Genomic DNA, 15723 nt, shown 5'->3' with positions numbered 1-15723 from the left:
TTTTAATCACGTTGATACATCTCGTCATTCAAACTGACACGCAAACCATCACCCGGCAATCCCCAAAAAGCGCAATGCGACGTTGCTCCGCTATTTAGTCCAGCTTGTTTTTCAATCAGACTGTCTCCATATCTATCTGGACGTTTATTACGGAGTTGGTTATGCCCATTTTGGTGTTTGTTTCCCTTTTCACACTGCTTGATTTTGTCATCCTGTTCTCGATTGGCAGCCAAATCGGTTTGTTAGTCACCCTACTGCTGGTGATTGGCACCGGGGTCGTAGGGCTTCATCTCATACGCAAGGAAGGCGTGGCAACATTTGCCCGTGCTCGCCAGCGCATGCAGGCAGGCGAAATCCCCTCCAACGAGCTGTTTACCGGTGCCGCCCTGATATTTGGCGGCGCCCTGTTGATGGCACCTGGTTTTCTCTCAGACGCCCTCGGCCTTGCCTGCCTTGTACCGAATGCCCGTCGCCAGCTGCTTAAACTACTTACCGCACTGGGGCTGAAGGCCGCCGCCCAGCGCACAACCGGTCATGACACATCGTGGTCTTATCAGCAGGACGCGCCTCGCTATCGCCAAGGCGAAAGCACTTCGTCAGCCGACCAGCCACAAGGGCCAATCGAAGGTGATTTCATTAGTCGGGACGAGCCGAGACACCGTGGCTAGCCAATAGCCAGCGTTTGAGATTTTTTTATTAGCGCCCCCTTGAAAGGCGACCCGAAGCCCCCACTTTTCAAACAGCGCACAGGTTCGGTAACTGCTTCACTACAAAGTGGTTGCCATCTACAGCGAAGACAGCTTGTCTTCATTTTTTGCGGGCTTTGCCCGCGAAAGTTATCAACATTAACCGCCCCGCTTGGGGCCTAGACGATACTCAGGAGAACGTAAGCATGAATATCCGTCCTTTGCACGATCGCGTCGTCGTTCGTCGCGTTGAAGAAGAGCAGAAAACCGCTGGCGGCATCGTGCTTCCGGGCAATGCGCAAGAAAAGCCTACCCGTGGTGAAGTTATCGCCGTCGGTAACGGCCGCATTCTAGAAAGCGGCGATGTTCGCCCCTTGGACGTGAAAGTTGGCGATAACGTGATATTCAAAGACGGCTTCGGCGTTGAGAAACAGAAAATCGACGGCGAAGAAGTCTTGATCATGAGCGAAGCCGATATTCTGGCAGTAGTCGAAGGCTAATCACCGCCTCGACCCCTTACTTTCCCATTTCTTGAATTTTATTAGGAAGTAACGAACATGGCAGCTAAACAAGTCAAGTTTTCCGATGATGCTCGCAAGCGTATGGCGCGCGGTGTTGACGTTCTCGCCAATGCGGTGAAAGTCACACTGGGTCCGAAAGGGCGCAACGTTGTTATCGAAAAATCCTTTGGCGCACCTACCGTCACTAAAGACGGCGTATCGGTGGCCAAGGAAATCGAGCTGAAAGACAAGTTCGAGAACATGGGCGCTCAGATGGTCAAGGAAGTCGCTTCCCAAACCTCTGACGTCGCGGGCGACGGTACCACGACCGCCACGGTTCTGGCCCAGGCCATCATCGCTGAAGGTCTGAAAGGCGTGACCGCCGGCATGAACCCGATGGACCTCAAGCGCGGCATTGATCAAGCCGTCACGGCAGCGGTCAAAGAAATCCGCGCCATGTCAGTTCCCTGCACCGACACCAAGTCCATTGCTCAAGTCGGCACCATCTCCGCCAACGGCGACAAGCGCATCGGTGAGATCATCGCCGAAGCGATGGAAAAAGTCGGTAAAGAAGGCGTCATCACCGTTGATGAAGGTCGTGGCTTCGAAGACGAGTTGGAAGTCGTCGAAGGCATGCAGTTCGACCGTGGCTACCTGTCGCCCTACTTCGTGACCAACCAAGACACCATGTCCGTTGAGTTGGAAGATCCTTACATCCTGCTAGTGGATAAAAAGATCTCCAACATCCGCGAGCTGCTGCCGGTACTCGAAGCCGTTGCCAAGCAAGGCAAGCCGCTTGCCATCGTTGCTGAAGACATCGAAGGCGAAGCGCTGGCCACACTGGTCGTCAACAACATGCGCGGCATTGTTAAAGTAGCGGCTACCAAGGCACCTGGCTTTGGCGATCGTCGCAAGGCGATGCTTCAGGACATCGCGATTCTGACCAATGGCACCGTGATTTCTGAAGAAGTCGGTCTGACTCTTGAGCAGGCGAACCTGGATCACCTGGGTACCGCCAAGCGCATGACGATGACCAAGGAAAACACCACCATCATCGATGGCGCTGGTGTTGAAGCCGATATCGAAGCTCGCGTTGGCCAGATTCGCACCCAGATCGAAGACACGTCTTCTGACTACGACAAAGAGAAGCTGCAAGAGCGCGTTGCCAAATTGGCAGGCGGCGTTGCCGTTATCCGCGTCGGTGCGGCCACCGAAGTGGAAATGAAAGAGAAGAAAGCACGCGTTGAAGATGCGCTGCATTCAACTCGCGCTGCGGTTGAAGAAGGCGTCGTGCCTGGCGGTGGTACTGCGCTTGTCCGCGTCATGGCCAAGGTACAGGGCCTCACTGGCGAGAACGAAGATCAGAACCACGGCATCAACATGGCACTACGTGCTCTGCAGTCGCCGCTGCGTCAAATCGTCAGCAACGCTGGCGAAGAACCGGCGGTGGTCATCAACCGTGTGAAAGATGCTGAAGGCAACTTCGGCTATAACGCACAAACCGGTGAGTTCGGCGACCTGTTTGAAATGGGCGTCCTCGATCCGGCCAAGGTAACGCGTTCCGCGCTCCAGTCTGCGGGCTCCGTTGCCGGCCTGATGATCACCACCGAGTGCATGATCTCTGACGATCCGGACGAGAAAGAAGCTGCCCCGGACATGGGTGGCATGGGCGGAATGGGTGGTATGGGCGGCATGATGTAATTGCCCCCGAGCCTTTCGCTCTGACGGCCAGCCGTCATCAAGAACCCCGCCTTGTGCGGGGTTCTTGTCGTTAAAGCGTGTTAAAATCGCGCCTTCTTATACTTCTATTCAGGTTGTTTTATCACCGTGCTTTCCAATATCCGCATTGTGCTGGTGCAAACCTTTCATCCAGGCAACATTGGTGCCACCGCACGCGCCATGAAAACCATGGGCTTGACGAACCTGGTTCTGGTCAATCCGCGTCAATTTCCCGACGATGAGGCCACGCGCCTTGCGGCGGGTGCCGCCGATGTGCTCGACAGCGCCCAGGTCGTCAATCAGCTAGACGAGGCAGTGAGCGACTGTGTCCAGGTAATCGGGGCCAGTGCTCGGCTGCGCAGCCTCCCCTTGCCGCATTTTGAAGAACCCGATGACATGGCCCAAGCGGTGATCCAGAACGCGCAGCATGGCCCAGTGGCACTCGTGTTTGGCCGTGAGCGGTCTGGATTGACCAACGACGAGATTCGCTGCTGCACCCATCAGGTCAGCATTCCCGCCAATCCCGACTATGGCATCTTAAACCTCTCCCAAGCCGTGCAGATACTTGCCTACGAGGTGCACCGCGCATGGCGTAGGCGTGACGACAGCCACTATGTTTATCAGCAAGCGACTGAAACCACGCCGCCCAGCCGCGAGCAAGTCATTTACTTTCAGGAACACTTGGGGCGACTGATGCAGCAAAGCGGCTTTATCACCCAGCCCCACGCGCGTACCGAGGAACAGCTGCAGGCACTATTTACGCGTGCCCAGCCGAGTCGCAAAGAGCTTTCGCTGCTGCGTGGCTTGCTCAGCGCCTTCGAATCGCACCTGCCTGATCGATAATTCGAGCCACACAGGCCACCGTGCCAGACACGTTATAGATACCCACAAAAACGGCGAGCTTTTGCTCGCCGTTCGTCTTTGCCGCTAGCTGATAGTGGGCGTAACGCCGATTAACGCGCCAGCCAAGCCATCAGCGCTTCACCGGTCGCCGCTGAAGAAGGCGGATTCTGGCCGGTAATCAGCTGGCCGTCTTCACGCACATAGGAGGCGAAATCGTCCGCCTTGCTGTAAATACCGCCACACTGCTGAAGCGCATCTTCTACCAAGTGCGGCACAATCGCAGTCAGCCCGACGGCGTCTTCTTCTCCGTTGGTAAAGCCTGTCACTTTGCGGCCTTTCACCAGGGGCTCGCCGTTGGTGTCTTTGGCGTTAACCAGTACGATAGGCGCATGGCAAACCGAAGCCACCGGCTTACCCTGAGCAATAAAGGTTTCGATCAGCCTGATAGAGTCTTTATCATCGACCAAATCCCACAGCGGGCCGTGGCCGCCCGGATAAAATACGGCATCAAAGTCATCTGCTTGCATATCGCTCAAGCGATGCGTGGCGGCAAGTGCAGCATTGGCCTTTTCATCCTGCTTGAAACGCCGCGTTTCATCGGTTTGGCCGTCTTCTGTGTCGCTTTTCGGATCCAGCGGTGGCTGCCCGCCTTTAGGCGATGCCAGGGTGACGTCGGCGCCCGCGTCCTTAAACACATAATAAGGCGCGGCGAGTTCTTCCAGCCAGAAACCGGTTTTCTCACCCGTGTCTCCCAACTGATCATGCGACGTCAGTACTACCAAAATTCGCTTGCTCATCTAAATTCTCCTAGCGTGATGCGTTCAAAACTCCGCTTAACACTCTTCTAGGTGGGGGCGTACCCACTGAGTTGCAAGCCGAACCCGGCTGTCCTTGTTAGACGTCGAGCCCCGGTTGGTTAAAGCGTCATCGCCGCCAGCCAGCCAAAACCGATCAGCGGGATGTTATAGTGCAGAAAGGTTGGCACCACGCTGTCCCACATATGGTCGTGCTGGCCGTCCACATTGAGGCCGGCGGTAGGGCCGAGTGTCGAATCGGACGCTGGAGAACCCGCATCCCCCAAGGCAGCGGCGGTACCCACTAGCACCACAGTGGCCATGGGTGAGAAGCCAAACTGAACCGCCAATGGCACAAAAATAGCCGCAATAATGGGAATCGTCGAAAACGACGAGCCGATTCCCAAGGTGATAAATAGACCGACCAACAGCATTACCAACGCCGCGAGCCCGCGATTATCACCAAACAGGTCGACCGCGCCCGCGACAAGTGTGTCGATATCGCCAGTGGTTTTCATGACTTCCGCAAAACCGGCCGCTGAAATCATGATAAAGCCAATCAGCGCCATCATGCGCATGCCGCTGGTAAACAAGTCATCGGCTTCGCGCCATTTAAAGATGCCGCCCAGCGAGAGCAGCCCGATCCCCACCAGACCGCCCAGGATCATCGAGCCACTATAAAGCTGAAGCCCCAGCGCGGCGACAATGGCAACCCCGGACATCACAAGGCCAAGCGTATGTGGCTGGCTAGGCGTGGCCGAATGCCCTGCCGACGTATTCGCTAACGGCTTGGCCGCATAATCACGACGACCGCGATAGCTGAAGGCCAGCGCCACGATCAGGCCAAGCAGCATACCGCCGACCGGTATGGCCATGGCCATGGGAAGCATCTCGCGGGTGATTTCCAGGCCTAGCGGTTCCCCCGCACTCGTCAGGTTGTCCAGTAAAATATCGTTGAGGAAGATAGCGCCAAAACCCACGGGCAGCAGCATATAGGGAGCCGTCAAGCCGAATGTCAGGGCACAAGCCACCGCCCGACGGTCCAACTGCAAGCGGTTCATGACGACCAACAAGGGCGGTATCAACACCGGAATAAACGCGATGTGCACGGGGATCGCATTCTGAGACAAAATCGCGACCAGCACGACCGCCGCTAACAGCACCCACTTCACGCGATTCTGGTTGGCCGCATGGGTTTCTTTACCCAACATCCTGATCAATACATTGGCCAGCATGTCCGGCAACCCCGAGCGTGAAATCGCGACGGCAAACGCACCCAGCGTTGCATATGCCAGCGCCACCTGGGCACCTCCCCCCACGCCATCATTAAAAGCGTCGAGCGTCTGATCCAGCGAGAGCCCGCCCACCAGGCCTCCAATCAATGCGCCCACGATAAGCGCAAACACAACCGACACCCGCGCGAGCGAGAGCGCGACCATCACAAGTACGGCAATAATAACGGCGTTCATCAATCTTCCCAGAGTAAGGCAGTGAAGTGGTATGCGATAAAACGCGGGATTTTATCAGAGAAAACACCTGTTCGCGGTGCCACTTGCCGGATATATTGCCAGATCAGGCGCCTATCACTTCTCTTGGCACATATTGTTGCTTTGCAGCATACTACCTCTTGCGATTTAGCTCTCGCTTACCCCTGTCAGTTTAATTTTACCCAGGAGCCCACATGAGCACTCTCGCTATTGTTGTTTCGTTAATACTGCTCATCTTGCTTGCTTATCGTGGGCTTACTGTCTTACTGCTGGCACCGCTTATGGCGGCACTCGCTGTTATCCTCTCGGGGGACGCTGCATTTCTGCTGCCCATTTACACCGACACTTTCATGGGGGCACTGGGCAACTTCGCCATACAGTTTTTCCCGCTGTTTTTTCTGGGTGCCTTGTTTGGGCAGCTCATGTCGGATTCTGGCGCCGCTCAAACGATTGCCAACGCCATCGTCAATAAGCTGGGCACCCATCACGTGGTATTAACCGTCGTGATGGCTTGCGCCATCCTCACCTACGGCGGGGTATCGCTGTTTGTGGTTGCCTTTGCCATTTACCCCATCAGCCGCGAATTGTTTTACCGCACCGACATCCCTAAACGACTAATACCAGGCACCATTGCTTTAGGCTCATTCACCTTTACGATGACGGCGCTTCCGGGCACACCGGCGATTCAGAACGCAATCCCTATTCCTTATTACGAAACCAACAGCTTTGCCGCCCCCGGCTTGGGGATTATCGCTGGTCTTATCATGCTCGGCTTGGGAATGCTTTACTTGTCACTTCAGGTAAAACGCGCTGCAGCAAACGCCGAAGGTTATGGGCGGCACAAGGAACAAGAGACCGGCAACCTGGATACATCAGGCACCACACCTGACATGCCTCTCGTCTTGGCCATTGCTCCCTTATGCATGGTGATTGGCCTGAATGCGCTACTTACCTACTTCATGTTTCCGTCACTGGACTTAAGCTTCATCAGCGATGAATTTGAAGGGGTAACGCCCAGTCGACAAACGGGGCTATGGGCGATCCTGATTGCCTTGCTAAGCGCTTCAATCTGGCTTGTCGTCAGCCGTTGGAAATATTGGGCTGACTTGAAAGGCACGGTAAATAAAGGCTGCTTCGACTCATTATTACCCATATTCAACACGGCATCTGTCGTTGGCTATGGTGCCGTGATTGCTGGCCTTACCGGTTTTACGGTCATTCGTGATGCGGTACTCAACGCCTTCCCGGGCAATCCTCTGATTTCCGAGGCCATGGCGATGAGCGTGCTTTCAGGCCTTACTGGCTCTTCCTCAGGCGGTTTATCCATCGCACTTGAAACGCTGGGCAGCGAATATCTCGCCATGGCCCTGGAAGCCGGCATCGACCCGGAACTCATGCACCGGGTGGCAACGCTTGCCGCCGGCGGCATGGACACCCTGCCCCACTCTGGCGCCGTCATTACGCTCCTGACCATTTGCGGGCTCACCCACCGCCAGTCCTACGGACACGTCGCCATGGTCACCATCGTGCTGCCGATTGCCGCACTGATCAGCGTGATTACCCTCGGCACTCTATTTGGCAGCTTTTAACAGCGTTAACACGCCATCCTTTGAACGGACGGCGCTTTGAATATCTGCAGACGCGTTAAGCGCCGCCCATGTGTTGGAAATGTCGTGGCAATTGATCAATGCGACTTCCCTTGCGCGGGATCATGTTTTTGTTGGAAGTACTCATCTAAACTGGATCTCTCGTAAGGTTTGCTAGGCCCACCCCTGACCCGCGGAAATGCGCATGTATTTTCTGGTATCGCTTGCCCACCAATTTAAAGACAGCCTGCGCGACTTGGCACCCGTGGTGCTGGTGATTGCGTTTTTTCAGTTAATCGTTATTCGTCAGCCGCTACCCGACACTATGGCGATAGTCGACCTAGCACTGGGGCTGCTGTTTGTCGTGGTAGGGTTGACGCTGTTTATCAAAGGACTGGAGCTTGGGCTTTTTCCGGTTGGCGAGAACCTGGCGCGCGCGTTTGTCAAAAAAGGCTCAGTCGCATGGCTGCTGGCTTTCGCCTTTGCCCTGGGCTTTGGCTCAACCGTGGCGGAACCGGCGTTAATCGCCATTGCCGCGCGCGCCGCAGAGGTCGTCGCCCAGGGCGGCCTGATTATCGATACCCAAAGCGCACAAAACACCTTTGCCTTTGCTCTGCGCATGGTGGTCGCTGCCTCGGTTGGCCTGGCGGTCGTCGTCGGCGTGATTCGGATTTTCAAGGGCTGGCCGCTTCACATCATGATCATTACGGGCTACCTGATTGTCCTGCTGCTGACCCTGATCGCGCCTGGCGAGATGATCGGTATCGCTTACGATTCAGGGGGTGTCACGACATCGACGATTACCGTGCCACTGGTCACCGCCCTGGGCGTTGGGCTCGCCTCCTCCATCAAGGGGCGCAGCCCCATGATGGATGGCTTTGGACTGATCGCGCTGGCCTCGGTAATGCCGATCATCTTTGTGCTGCTCTTCGGCATCGTCGGCCTTCAACTGCTGCCGGGAGTCAGCCCATGACCTTCATGACGACACTTTGGGGAACCTTGCTGGATATACTGCCCATTGCGGCGATTATTTTTGGCTTTCAATACGTCGTCATTCGCAAACCTGTCAAACGCCTGCCGCAGGTACTTACCGGTTTTGCGATGGTATGGGTGGGGCTATCTTTCTTTCTGGTCGGCCTGGAAAAAGCTCTGTTTCCGCTCGGCGAACTGATGGCAACCCAGCTCACCCACCAGAATTTCTTACCTGTATTAGGGCAAGACGAACAGCGTCACTGGAGCGACTATTACTGGGTCTATATCTTCGCCTTTGCCATCGGCGCGAGCACGACCATTGCCGAACCCTCGCTTATCGCGGTATCAATGAAGGCAGGACAGATTTCCGGCGGTACGATTAACCCGCTCATGCTGCGTATCGCCGTTGCGATTGGTATGGCCTTCGGGATTACGCTGGGCGCATGGCGCATCGTCATGGGGTGGCCGCTTCAATGGTTTGTCTGCACGGCGTATCTGCTGGTGATTGCACAAACGCTTCGCTCACCACGTTCGATCATACCGCTCGCCTACGATTCAGGCGGGGTGACGACGTCCACCATTACCGTACCCATTATTGCCGCCTTGGGATTGGGTCTGGCCTCCACCATTCCTGACCGTAGCCCGGTGATGGACGGTTTTGGCATGATTGCGCTTGCTTGCCTGTTCCCCATCATCACCGTGATGGGCTATGCGCAGCTCGCCGAATGGCGAGCCAAGCGTAATAAGCTCAAGACGGCCATATCGGCGTCCCGTAAGGCCCAACTTGCTCAAAAAGGAGATCGTAATGCACTTTAAGCTGATTGTTGCGATGGTCGAGGACGACCTGACGGATGACCTGCTTGATGCCGCCCGAAAGGCGGGGGCGACCGGTTCGACCGTGATCAATAACGCACGCGGCGAAGGGCTGAACAAGGCGCTTGGGATCTTCGGCATGGAGATCACGTCACAGCGGGATATGCTGCTGTTTCTCGCCGAAGCACACCGTAGCCAGCAAATTCTGGAAGCAATTGCCCGGGTTGGCGAATTTGACGAAACGCCGGGCACCGGCATCGCGTTTGTAGTGGATGTGGAAGACGCGGTCGGGGTAAAGCATCAAATAGCAGCGCTCTCCGATACCTCGGATCAAAAAACCTAGCCGACTTAACTCATGCGCCAGCGCCGCCACTGGCGGGCGAGCAAACCATGCTTTGGTGACAGCAATAACGCCATGAAAAACCAGCCGGTGGCCACCAGCACGATCGTACCGCCCGAGGCGACATCGAGCATCGCCGATAACCAGAGCCCGACGACCGCGGAACTGACGCCCACCGATACGGATATCAACATCATGGTGCGAAAACGGTCAGTCAGCAGATGGGCCGTCGCCCCGGGGGTGATCAACATGGCCACCACCAGGATAATGCCCACCGTCTCAAGGCTTGCCACAATGGTCAGCGTCAGCAGCAAAATCAGCCCGTAGTGAATCACGCTGGTATTGAAACCGAGCGCCTGCGCCTGCTGAGGGTCAAAAGCGTAAAGCAACAGCGGTCGAAAGAAGAGCCATACCGCCAGCAGCGCAATGATACTGGCTACAAACGTCAGTAACAGCGCCGACTCCCGCACGCCCAGCACATTGCCAAACAGAATGTGCATCAGGTGAGTACTGGAGGCGATCTTGCTGATGATCACAATCCCCAGCGCAAAAGCACCGGTGAACATCAACCCCATGGCAGCATCTGACTTGATTCGGGTATGCCGCTCGATCGCCCCGATGCCTATGGATGTTAGCGCCCCGGTGATGAAAGCCCCGATAAAAAACGGCCAGCCGAGCAGGTAGGCAATCGCGACACCCGGCAGCACCGCATGAGAAATGGCATCGCCCAGCAGTGACCAACGTTTGAGGACCACATAGCAGGAAAGCAGACCGCAAATTGCCCCCACCATCACCGAGGTCAACAGAGCGCGCTTCATAAAGCGGTACTGAAAGGCATCTGACAGCGTAGCCGGCAGCAGGTTGACCATTACCATGAGCGCATTCATCAGGCCATCCACCAGCCCGGTGCCGAAGGTGTCTAACAGCTCAATCATAAGGCGACTCCTTATTGGCCCGAAGCGGTGGATAGGGGGCTTGCAGTTTGCGCCATCTCACGCTCTGTAGATTCAAGCGCGCTAACTGCCAACGCCGCCAGTTTGGCGTCGCTGAGCATGTCATCGGGCCGTCCTACACCACGAATCACGCGATTGATCAGCACGACATGGTCAACATAGCGACGCGCGCTGGGCATATCGTGGGTCACCATGATCACCGTCTTGCCTAGCTCTCTCTCGCGGCGCAATACGTCCAGGATCAGCCGCTCGCTGGGTGGATCAACACCGGCGAGGGGTTCGTCCAGTAGTAGGATACTGGCCTGCTGAGCCAGCGCACGGGCCAGCAATACACGTTTTTTCTGCCCGCCGGAAAGCGCGCCAATCGGCCGGTCCGAAAACGCCAGCATATCGACAGCGGCCAATGCATCATGTACGGCATCGCCGTGGCGCGGGTGATACCAGCGCGCGGGCAGGTAGCGTCGCCACCACGCATCCTCACGCATATGACCAAAGCGCCCGCCCATCACCGTTTCCCAGACAGAGACGGGGAAATCCCATTCGATAGCCTCGCGCTGAGCCATGTAGGCGATATGCCCCGCGCGGCGGTGCTCAGCAATCGGATGACCAAAGGCATGCACGTTCCCGCGCAACGGCTTCATGCTGCCCGTTAGCACATGGAAAAGTGTCGATTTGCCAGCACCATTGGGCCCCACAATGGCGGTCCATTGGCCGGCTGGAAAGGACAGGTTGATGTTTTCCAATACCGGCTGACGTTGGTAGGCCGCATAGAGGCCTTGGATCTCAACAGCGGCGCTCGGCATATCAGGGTTGATGGCCATGGTGATTTACTCGTCTGCCAGATGACGACGCAACAGCTCAGCGTTATGGCGCAGCATGGCAAAATAGTCGGGGGCGTCACCATCGGGTTCACTCAGCGAGTCAACATAAAGCGGTCCGGCAACGGGCGTATTCGTATCGTTTGCCACGCTCGTCACGTGACGGTCGGATATGGTGCTTTCCCAGAAGATCGCAGCAGGCTGGCGCTCGTTAATCATGTCAATGACCCTCATCAACTGGCGCGGTGAGCCTTCCGTTTCCGCATTGGTGCCCCATATGCCGTTGTGTTCAAAATTGTAGGCATCGGCAAAGTAAAGAAACGCCGCCTCGCTGGAAAGCAGGACGCGTCGCTCATCGGGAATCGAAGCAAGGGTTTCCTGTAGCTCTACGTGAAGCTCCTGGAGAGACGCTTCAAGTGCCTCTGCACGGCGCTGAATGTCGTCTGCCTGTTGTGGCAAAGCGTCCTCAAGCTGATTGGCAATCGCCTGCACATAGGCCGCTGCCGCGCGCGGGTCCATCCACAAATGCGGATCGACATCGCCTTCCATTTCACCGGTCACGATGCTTTGAGTGGGATAGCCCGATGCTTCTGCCACCGGCACGACAGGCGTATCGTCATCCACCGTGGCATTGACCTGCGACATCCATTGCTCAAGCTGGTAGCCGTTGTAAAACACCACATCGGCGTCTTCCAGGGCAGCAAAGTTGTCAGGCGTTAATTCCCATTCATGCACCTCGGCATTGACCGGGGTAAGAACGGACACCTTGGCGCTGTCCCCCGCCACTCGTTCAACCAGATCACCCAATACCGAAAATGTCACCGCCACGTTGATGCGCGATGTCGTTTCGTCGGCCTGAACACTGGTCACGGCACCGGTAAATACGAAAGGGATCGCGCACGATAACCATATACTTCGTTGACGCATGGGGACTCTCCACTGTGATAGGATCGTGTTGACGACAACCTTAGCTCAACAAAAAAGCACAATGCAAATAGTTTAGCCTTGGCTAACAATTATTCCAAAAAATACGCTACCATCCCAATCAACGTTTTTACTCACACTGATATAGCCAACCTATATAGCCATTATGAGCGATCACGAACAGCAGCCGTTGCCCCCTACTTCACGCCTGAGTGGCGATGCGCTGCCGCCTGTAGAACAGCATGCGCAACAGTACGAAACCGTGCGCAACGCCCACGAAACCGAACTGATCGAAGATTATGTGGAACTGATCGGGGATCTTTTACGCCATCGAGGCGAAGCACGCGCGGCGGATATCGCCAGTCGCATGGCGGTTAGCCAGGCGACTGTGTCGAAAATGATCCGACGCCTGAATGAGCTGGGACTGGTAACGAGCCGCCCCTACCGATCTCTCTTCTTGACCGAGGAAGGCCATAAAATGGCCGAAACCTCACGCGCCCGTCATGATATTGTGCTGCATTTCCTGCGCGCCCTGGGCGTTCGCGACAATACCGCCCGCATCGATGCAGAGGGCATGGAGCATCACGTCAGCGATGAAACACTGGCGATCATGCAGCGCTTTACTGAAAAGCATCAGACGTAAAATAGCCACTTCATTGTTTTCACGATTGTTTCTGCGATTGTTTTTGCGGTCCTGATACGACTGAAAGCCGATTGACCTGGGCGATGTCACCGTTCCAGATCATTTCCAGGTGAGTGGTCTGAATCACCTGATTGACCCGACGCGGCGACATCAGCGCCCAGCAGACGCCTCCATTGTGTCGCACCGAGTGATAACGTAACCCAGCCTCTCCTGAACGTCGCAAAGCCCCGCCCAAAACCTGCGATGCCCGGTAATCGTCGGGGCTATAAATGGCATGATTCGGCGCTAACACCACCCCATCTCGGCAACCGCCTTCATCGAACACGCATTTCAGACCTCTAAACACGAAACGTTCATAGTGCAGCGACGGCACTTTCTGCCAGTACGCTTGCTGGTGGTATTTAACCTCCGCAATCGCAGCGTTCAGTGAATCCGCGACATAGAGCACGCCAAAGCTGCCATCACTGAAGCGTGAGCCATTAGGGTTGACGTGGGTAAAGGGTGCGGTGGCATAAGAGCAGCCGCGAATGCCGAAGGGAATATCTTCAATGGGCAAAAGCCCCAGATCGCCGACCTCGTTTCGCAAACGTGGATTGGTTAATGCCTGAAGCGCGTAAAGTGCTTCAAACTCATCGGCATTTGCCACGTCGTCAAACAGGTCGATCGGCGGAAACTTGCTGTTGACCAAGCGGTAGCTTTCGACCCGTTTTGCGGCACATATCGGCAGCTCGTCAGGCGCTACCACTGAGCACCCCGCAGGCTATCGATACGCTTGAATGTCTCGTATAGCGCGGCAAAATCACCACTACTGATAACGTCAAGCGGCGCGCGGCCGTTGAAATAGGGGTTGTGGTTAGCCATCGAGACAAACCCATACAGGTTGTCCGGGTTTTCAAACAGCATGCGGAGCGCTGCGTGAATATTGAGCAGATAGCTAATGCGCGTAAGCTGATCGCTGTCCAGCTTGATTTCAGCCACATCACCTCGGCGCGCCCGGGCATAGGTGCTGTGGGAAACGCGCAAAATAGCTTCTCCCTGCTCACCGGTCGCGCGCCACTTATCCAGAATACGCACCGCCGCTTTCAGCCCCACCGCTGCCGCCGCCTTATTGTGAGCCAATTCGTTTGCCGTTTGCATCGTCATCTCATGGCCTGTTCTGCAAATACAATAATTCAATAAATGTTTCTACAGACAAGATACACCATTGTGATCTTTTCTGCCTGTTTGATGGCAAAGAGGCAGCCATCAGGCAGTAAACGCACCGACAATCAATGATTCTCCATAACCTTGGCCGGCATTCCCAGCCGTGCAATACCCGGCAGCTTGATCGCCGGCCGCATGATATCGACCCCCACGCCAAGCCCAAGGATATTCAACTCAATCCCTTCCTCCCGAGCGACAAGCAGCCCCACCACGCCACCTAGAGAAAGCTGGTAACCAGTACCACTTGGCGCAGGGGCAAAGACGCTGTCAAACAGGTAGTCTTTACCAACCGCCGTGATTGGCAAGGACACATTGAATCCCGGCACTTCCCGAGCGACCCAGGCAATAAAGCTATTGCTATTGGGTCCCGGCCAGACGCGATACAGCTCCGCATAGGGAAAGCGTGCTGCCGCATCAGCAATCTGGGGAATCATGGTTTGCGCTTGCTCGCCGCGATAATCCGCCAGCAGCTCGGGGGAATTGCCAAACCAAAAGCGATCAGGCGTATCGATCGACGACACCACCGTAGGTCGGCGCCAACTCAGTACCTGATGCAAGCGATAGTAGTCAGCGTTTTGCGCTTTGGTGGCAATCCAGACATGAACCCCGAAGGCACCCCGCCAGTTATACGCACGGGCGGCGTAAACCTGCACGACCGCTTCCGTAACATCCTCTGGCGACGGGGCAATATCCGCTGACGAGCGATCCAGCGCCGACCAGTGGCCTTCTGTCACGACCTGATCACTGGCCAGCATCCACACCGGCCCGGCCAACAGGGCGCCTAGCAGCAAGATCAGCACCGCTGCCCAACGCCCCAGCAACGCTAGTGTTTTCATGGAAGCCTCTTGTCGCTAACGGCCGTGTTGGCCGGATAGCCAAGGTACCGTGAGGCTAGGCACAAATCGAGCGATGGCTCTAAACGTGGTGCACACGCTAAAGCGTTATTCATCGCCCGCGTTGTGAGACGATCTATCGCACAAAGCTCACTTCGCGAGACTTAAACAACCATCAAAAGAGTGCCGGATGAAGGCAAAAAGGAACAGGCAACTTACCGCGCAGACACAAAGATTTGCTACTTGGCATACAAGCAGGCTGAAAATCAATCAATAGGAGGAGTATTAACAATAAACGGAGGGCTAGAAATGGAGGCGGCCCCAAAAGCCACATCCCGGCACACGCATCCACCACTACCGTTGCTCCCTTCCGGGCCTGGCGGGGTTTGCAGTTTAGCGTTGCGGGAGGACCTAAGGGGCCACCATAACGGCTGATTTGTTTACGAATCTGCCTACGCTGAGTGGTGGCTACGCCCTGATTTGAACAGGGGACCCCATCATTATGAGTGATGTGCTCTAACCAACTGAGCTACGTAGCCTTTCCGACATCAGCGGAGACGCATTGTGCCTACCTTAACGGCAAAAGGCAAGCCGTTATCGACCTGCCTT

Annotated in this window: 17 protein-coding genes, 1 tRNA gene and 1 other RNA gene; 9 read left to right on the top strand and 10 right to left on the bottom strand. The window is 55.9% G+C overall.

Annotated features, from left to right (window positions below):
* The first annotated feature begins 161 nt into the window (after positions 1-161).
* The 4 genes from HXW73_RS07960 to HXW73_RS07945 all read left to right on the top strand — a co-directional run bounded on the left by HXW73_RS07960 (position 162) and on the right by HXW73_RS07945 (position 3748).
* Complete coding sequence (locus tag HXW73_RS07960) at positions 162-668, top strand: FxsA family protein (protein WP_186255686.1); 507 nt, start codon at positions 162-164, stop codon at positions 666-668.
* Positions 669-892: 224 nt separating this feature from the next.
* A complete protein-coding gene (locus tag HXW73_RS07955) occupies positions 893-1186 on the top strand; it encodes a co-chaperone GroES (RefSeq protein ID WP_066320359.1) in 294 nt (97 codons plus the stop codon).
* A gap of 57 nt (positions 1187-1243) precedes the next feature.
* Positions 1244-2887 carry a chaperonin GroEL gene (gene groL, locus HXW73_RS07950; RefSeq protein WP_186255685.1) on the top strand — a complete coding sequence of 548 codons (1644 nt, stop codon included), beginning with the start codon at positions 1244-1246 and terminating at the stop codon, positions 2885-2887.
* A 126-nt stretch (positions 2888-3013) separates the two neighbouring features.
* Entirely contained in the window at positions 3014-3748 is a 735-nt protein-coding gene (locus tag HXW73_RS07945) for an RNA methyltransferase (RefSeq protein ID WP_186255684.1), read from the top strand.
* A 110-nt stretch (positions 3749-3858) separates the two neighbouring features.
* Here HXW73_RS07945 and HXW73_RS07940 read toward each other — a convergent pair whose 3' ends face one another.
* Both HXW73_RS07940 and HXW73_RS07935 read right to left on the bottom strand, forming a co-directional pair.
* Entirely contained in the window at positions 3859-4545 is a 687-nt protein-coding gene (locus tag HXW73_RS07940) for a type 1 glutamine amidotransferase domain-containing protein (RefSeq protein ID WP_186255683.1), read from the bottom strand.
* 119 nt (positions 4546-4664) lie between these two features.
* Positions 4665-6011, bottom strand: coding sequence for a Na+/H+ antiporter family protein (locus tag HXW73_RS07935; RefSeq protein WP_186255682.1), 1347 nt, complete (start codon positions 6009-6011; stop codon positions 4665-4667).
* 212 nt (positions 6012-6223) lie between these two features.
* Between HXW73_RS07935 and HXW73_RS07930 the strand changes: the two genes are divergently transcribed.
* From HXW73_RS07930 to HXW73_RS07915, 4 genes are all read left to right on the top strand, one after another.
* Positions 6224-7618 (top strand): GntP family permease, encoded by a 1395-nt coding sequence (locus HXW73_RS07930; RefSeq protein ID WP_186255681.1) that lies wholly within the window; start codon positions 6224-6226, stop codon positions 7616-7618.
* A gap of 202 nt (positions 7619-7820) precedes the next feature.
* Positions 7821-8588, top strand: a complete 768-nt coding sequence (locus HXW73_RS07925) for a DUF1538 domain-containing protein (RefSeq protein ID WP_186255680.1) — start codon at positions 7821-7823, stop codon at positions 8586-8588.
* Complete coding sequence (locus tag HXW73_RS07920; RefSeq protein WP_186255679.1) at positions 8585-9403, top strand: DUF1538 domain-containing protein; 819 nt, start codon at positions 8585-8587, stop codon at positions 9401-9403. The genes HXW73_RS07925 and HXW73_RS07920 overlap by 4 nt, the downstream gene beginning before the upstream one ends.
* Entirely contained in the window at positions 9393-9743 is a 351-nt protein-coding gene (locus HXW73_RS07915; RefSeq protein ID WP_186255678.1) for a P-II family nitrogen regulator, read from the top strand. Before HXW73_RS07920 ends, HXW73_RS07915 begins: the two co-directional genes overlap by 11 nt.
* A 5-nt stretch (positions 9744-9748) precedes the next feature.
* Here the strand turns inward: HXW73_RS07915 and HXW73_RS07910 are convergent, their stop codons facing one another.
* Genes HXW73_RS07910 through HXW73_RS07900 form a run of 3 tightly spaced genes read right to left on the bottom strand, consistent with a single transcriptional unit; the run spans position 9749 to position 12438 of the window.
* Positions 9749-10675 (bottom strand): metal ABC transporter permease, encoded by a 927-nt coding sequence (locus tag HXW73_RS07910; protein WP_186255677.1) that lies wholly within the window; start codon positions 10673-10675, stop codon positions 9749-9751.
* A gap of 11 nt (positions 10676-10686) precedes the next feature.
* On the bottom strand, positions 10687-11514 hold the full coding sequence (locus HXW73_RS07905) for a metal ABC transporter ATP-binding protein (protein WP_186255676.1): 828 nt from the start codon (positions 11512-11514) through the stop codon (positions 10687-10689).
* A 6-nt stretch (positions 11515-11520) separates the two neighbouring features.
* The gene (locus HXW73_RS07900) at positions 11521-12438 is read right to left on the bottom strand and encodes a metal ABC transporter substrate-binding protein (protein ID WP_186255675.1); all 918 of its coding nucleotides are present in this window, start codon (positions 12436-12438) and stop codon (positions 11521-11523) included.
* Between the two features lie 163 nt (positions 12439-12601).
* Between HXW73_RS07900 and mntR the strand changes: the two genes are divergently transcribed.
* Positions 12602-13078, top strand: coding sequence for a manganese-binding transcriptional regulator MntR (mntR, locus tag HXW73_RS07895; protein ID WP_186255674.1), 477 nt, complete (start codon positions 12602-12604; stop codon positions 13076-13078).
* A 19-nt stretch (positions 13079-13097) separates the two neighbouring features.
* Here mntR and HXW73_RS07890 read toward each other — a convergent pair whose 3' ends face one another.
* From HXW73_RS07890 to HXW73_RS07870, 5 genes are all read right to left on the bottom strand, one after another.
* Positions 13098-13823 carry an RES family NAD+ phosphorylase gene (locus HXW73_RS07890; RefSeq protein ID WP_186255673.1) on the bottom strand — a complete coding sequence of 242 codons (726 nt, stop codon included), beginning with the start codon at positions 13821-13823 and terminating at the stop codon, positions 13098-13100.
* The gene (locus tag HXW73_RS07885; RefSeq protein ID WP_186255672.1) at positions 13817-14215 is read right to left on the bottom strand and encodes an antitoxin Xre-like helix-turn-helix domain-containing protein; all 399 of its coding nucleotides are present in this window, start codon (positions 14213-14215) and stop codon (positions 13817-13819) included. Before HXW73_RS07885 ends, HXW73_RS07890 begins: the two co-directional genes overlap by 7 nt.
* 131 nt (positions 14216-14346) lie before the next feature.
* Positions 14347-15117, bottom strand: coding sequence for a DUF3750 domain-containing protein (locus HXW73_RS07880; protein WP_186255671.1), 771 nt, complete (start codon positions 15115-15117; stop codon positions 14347-14349).
* Between the two features lie 316 nt (positions 15118-15433).
* An RNA gene (ffs, locus tag HXW73_RS07875) (signal recognition particle sRNA small type) lies at positions 15434-15530 on the bottom strand.
* 46 nt (positions 15531-15576) lie between these two features.
* Positions 15577-15653: transfer RNA gene (locus HXW73_RS07870), tRNA-Met, on the bottom strand.
* Between the last annotated feature and the right edge of the window lie 70 nt (positions 15654-15723).

Origin of the sequence: Halomonas sp. SH5A2 (assembly GCF_014263395.1) — a bacterium.
Taxonomy (GTDB): domain Bacteria; phylum Pseudomonadota; class Gammaproteobacteria; order Pseudomonadales; family Halomonadaceae; genus Vreelandella.
The sequence above is the reverse complement of the archived record's forward strand: the minus strand, read 5'-3'. Positions and strand labels throughout refer to the sequence as shown.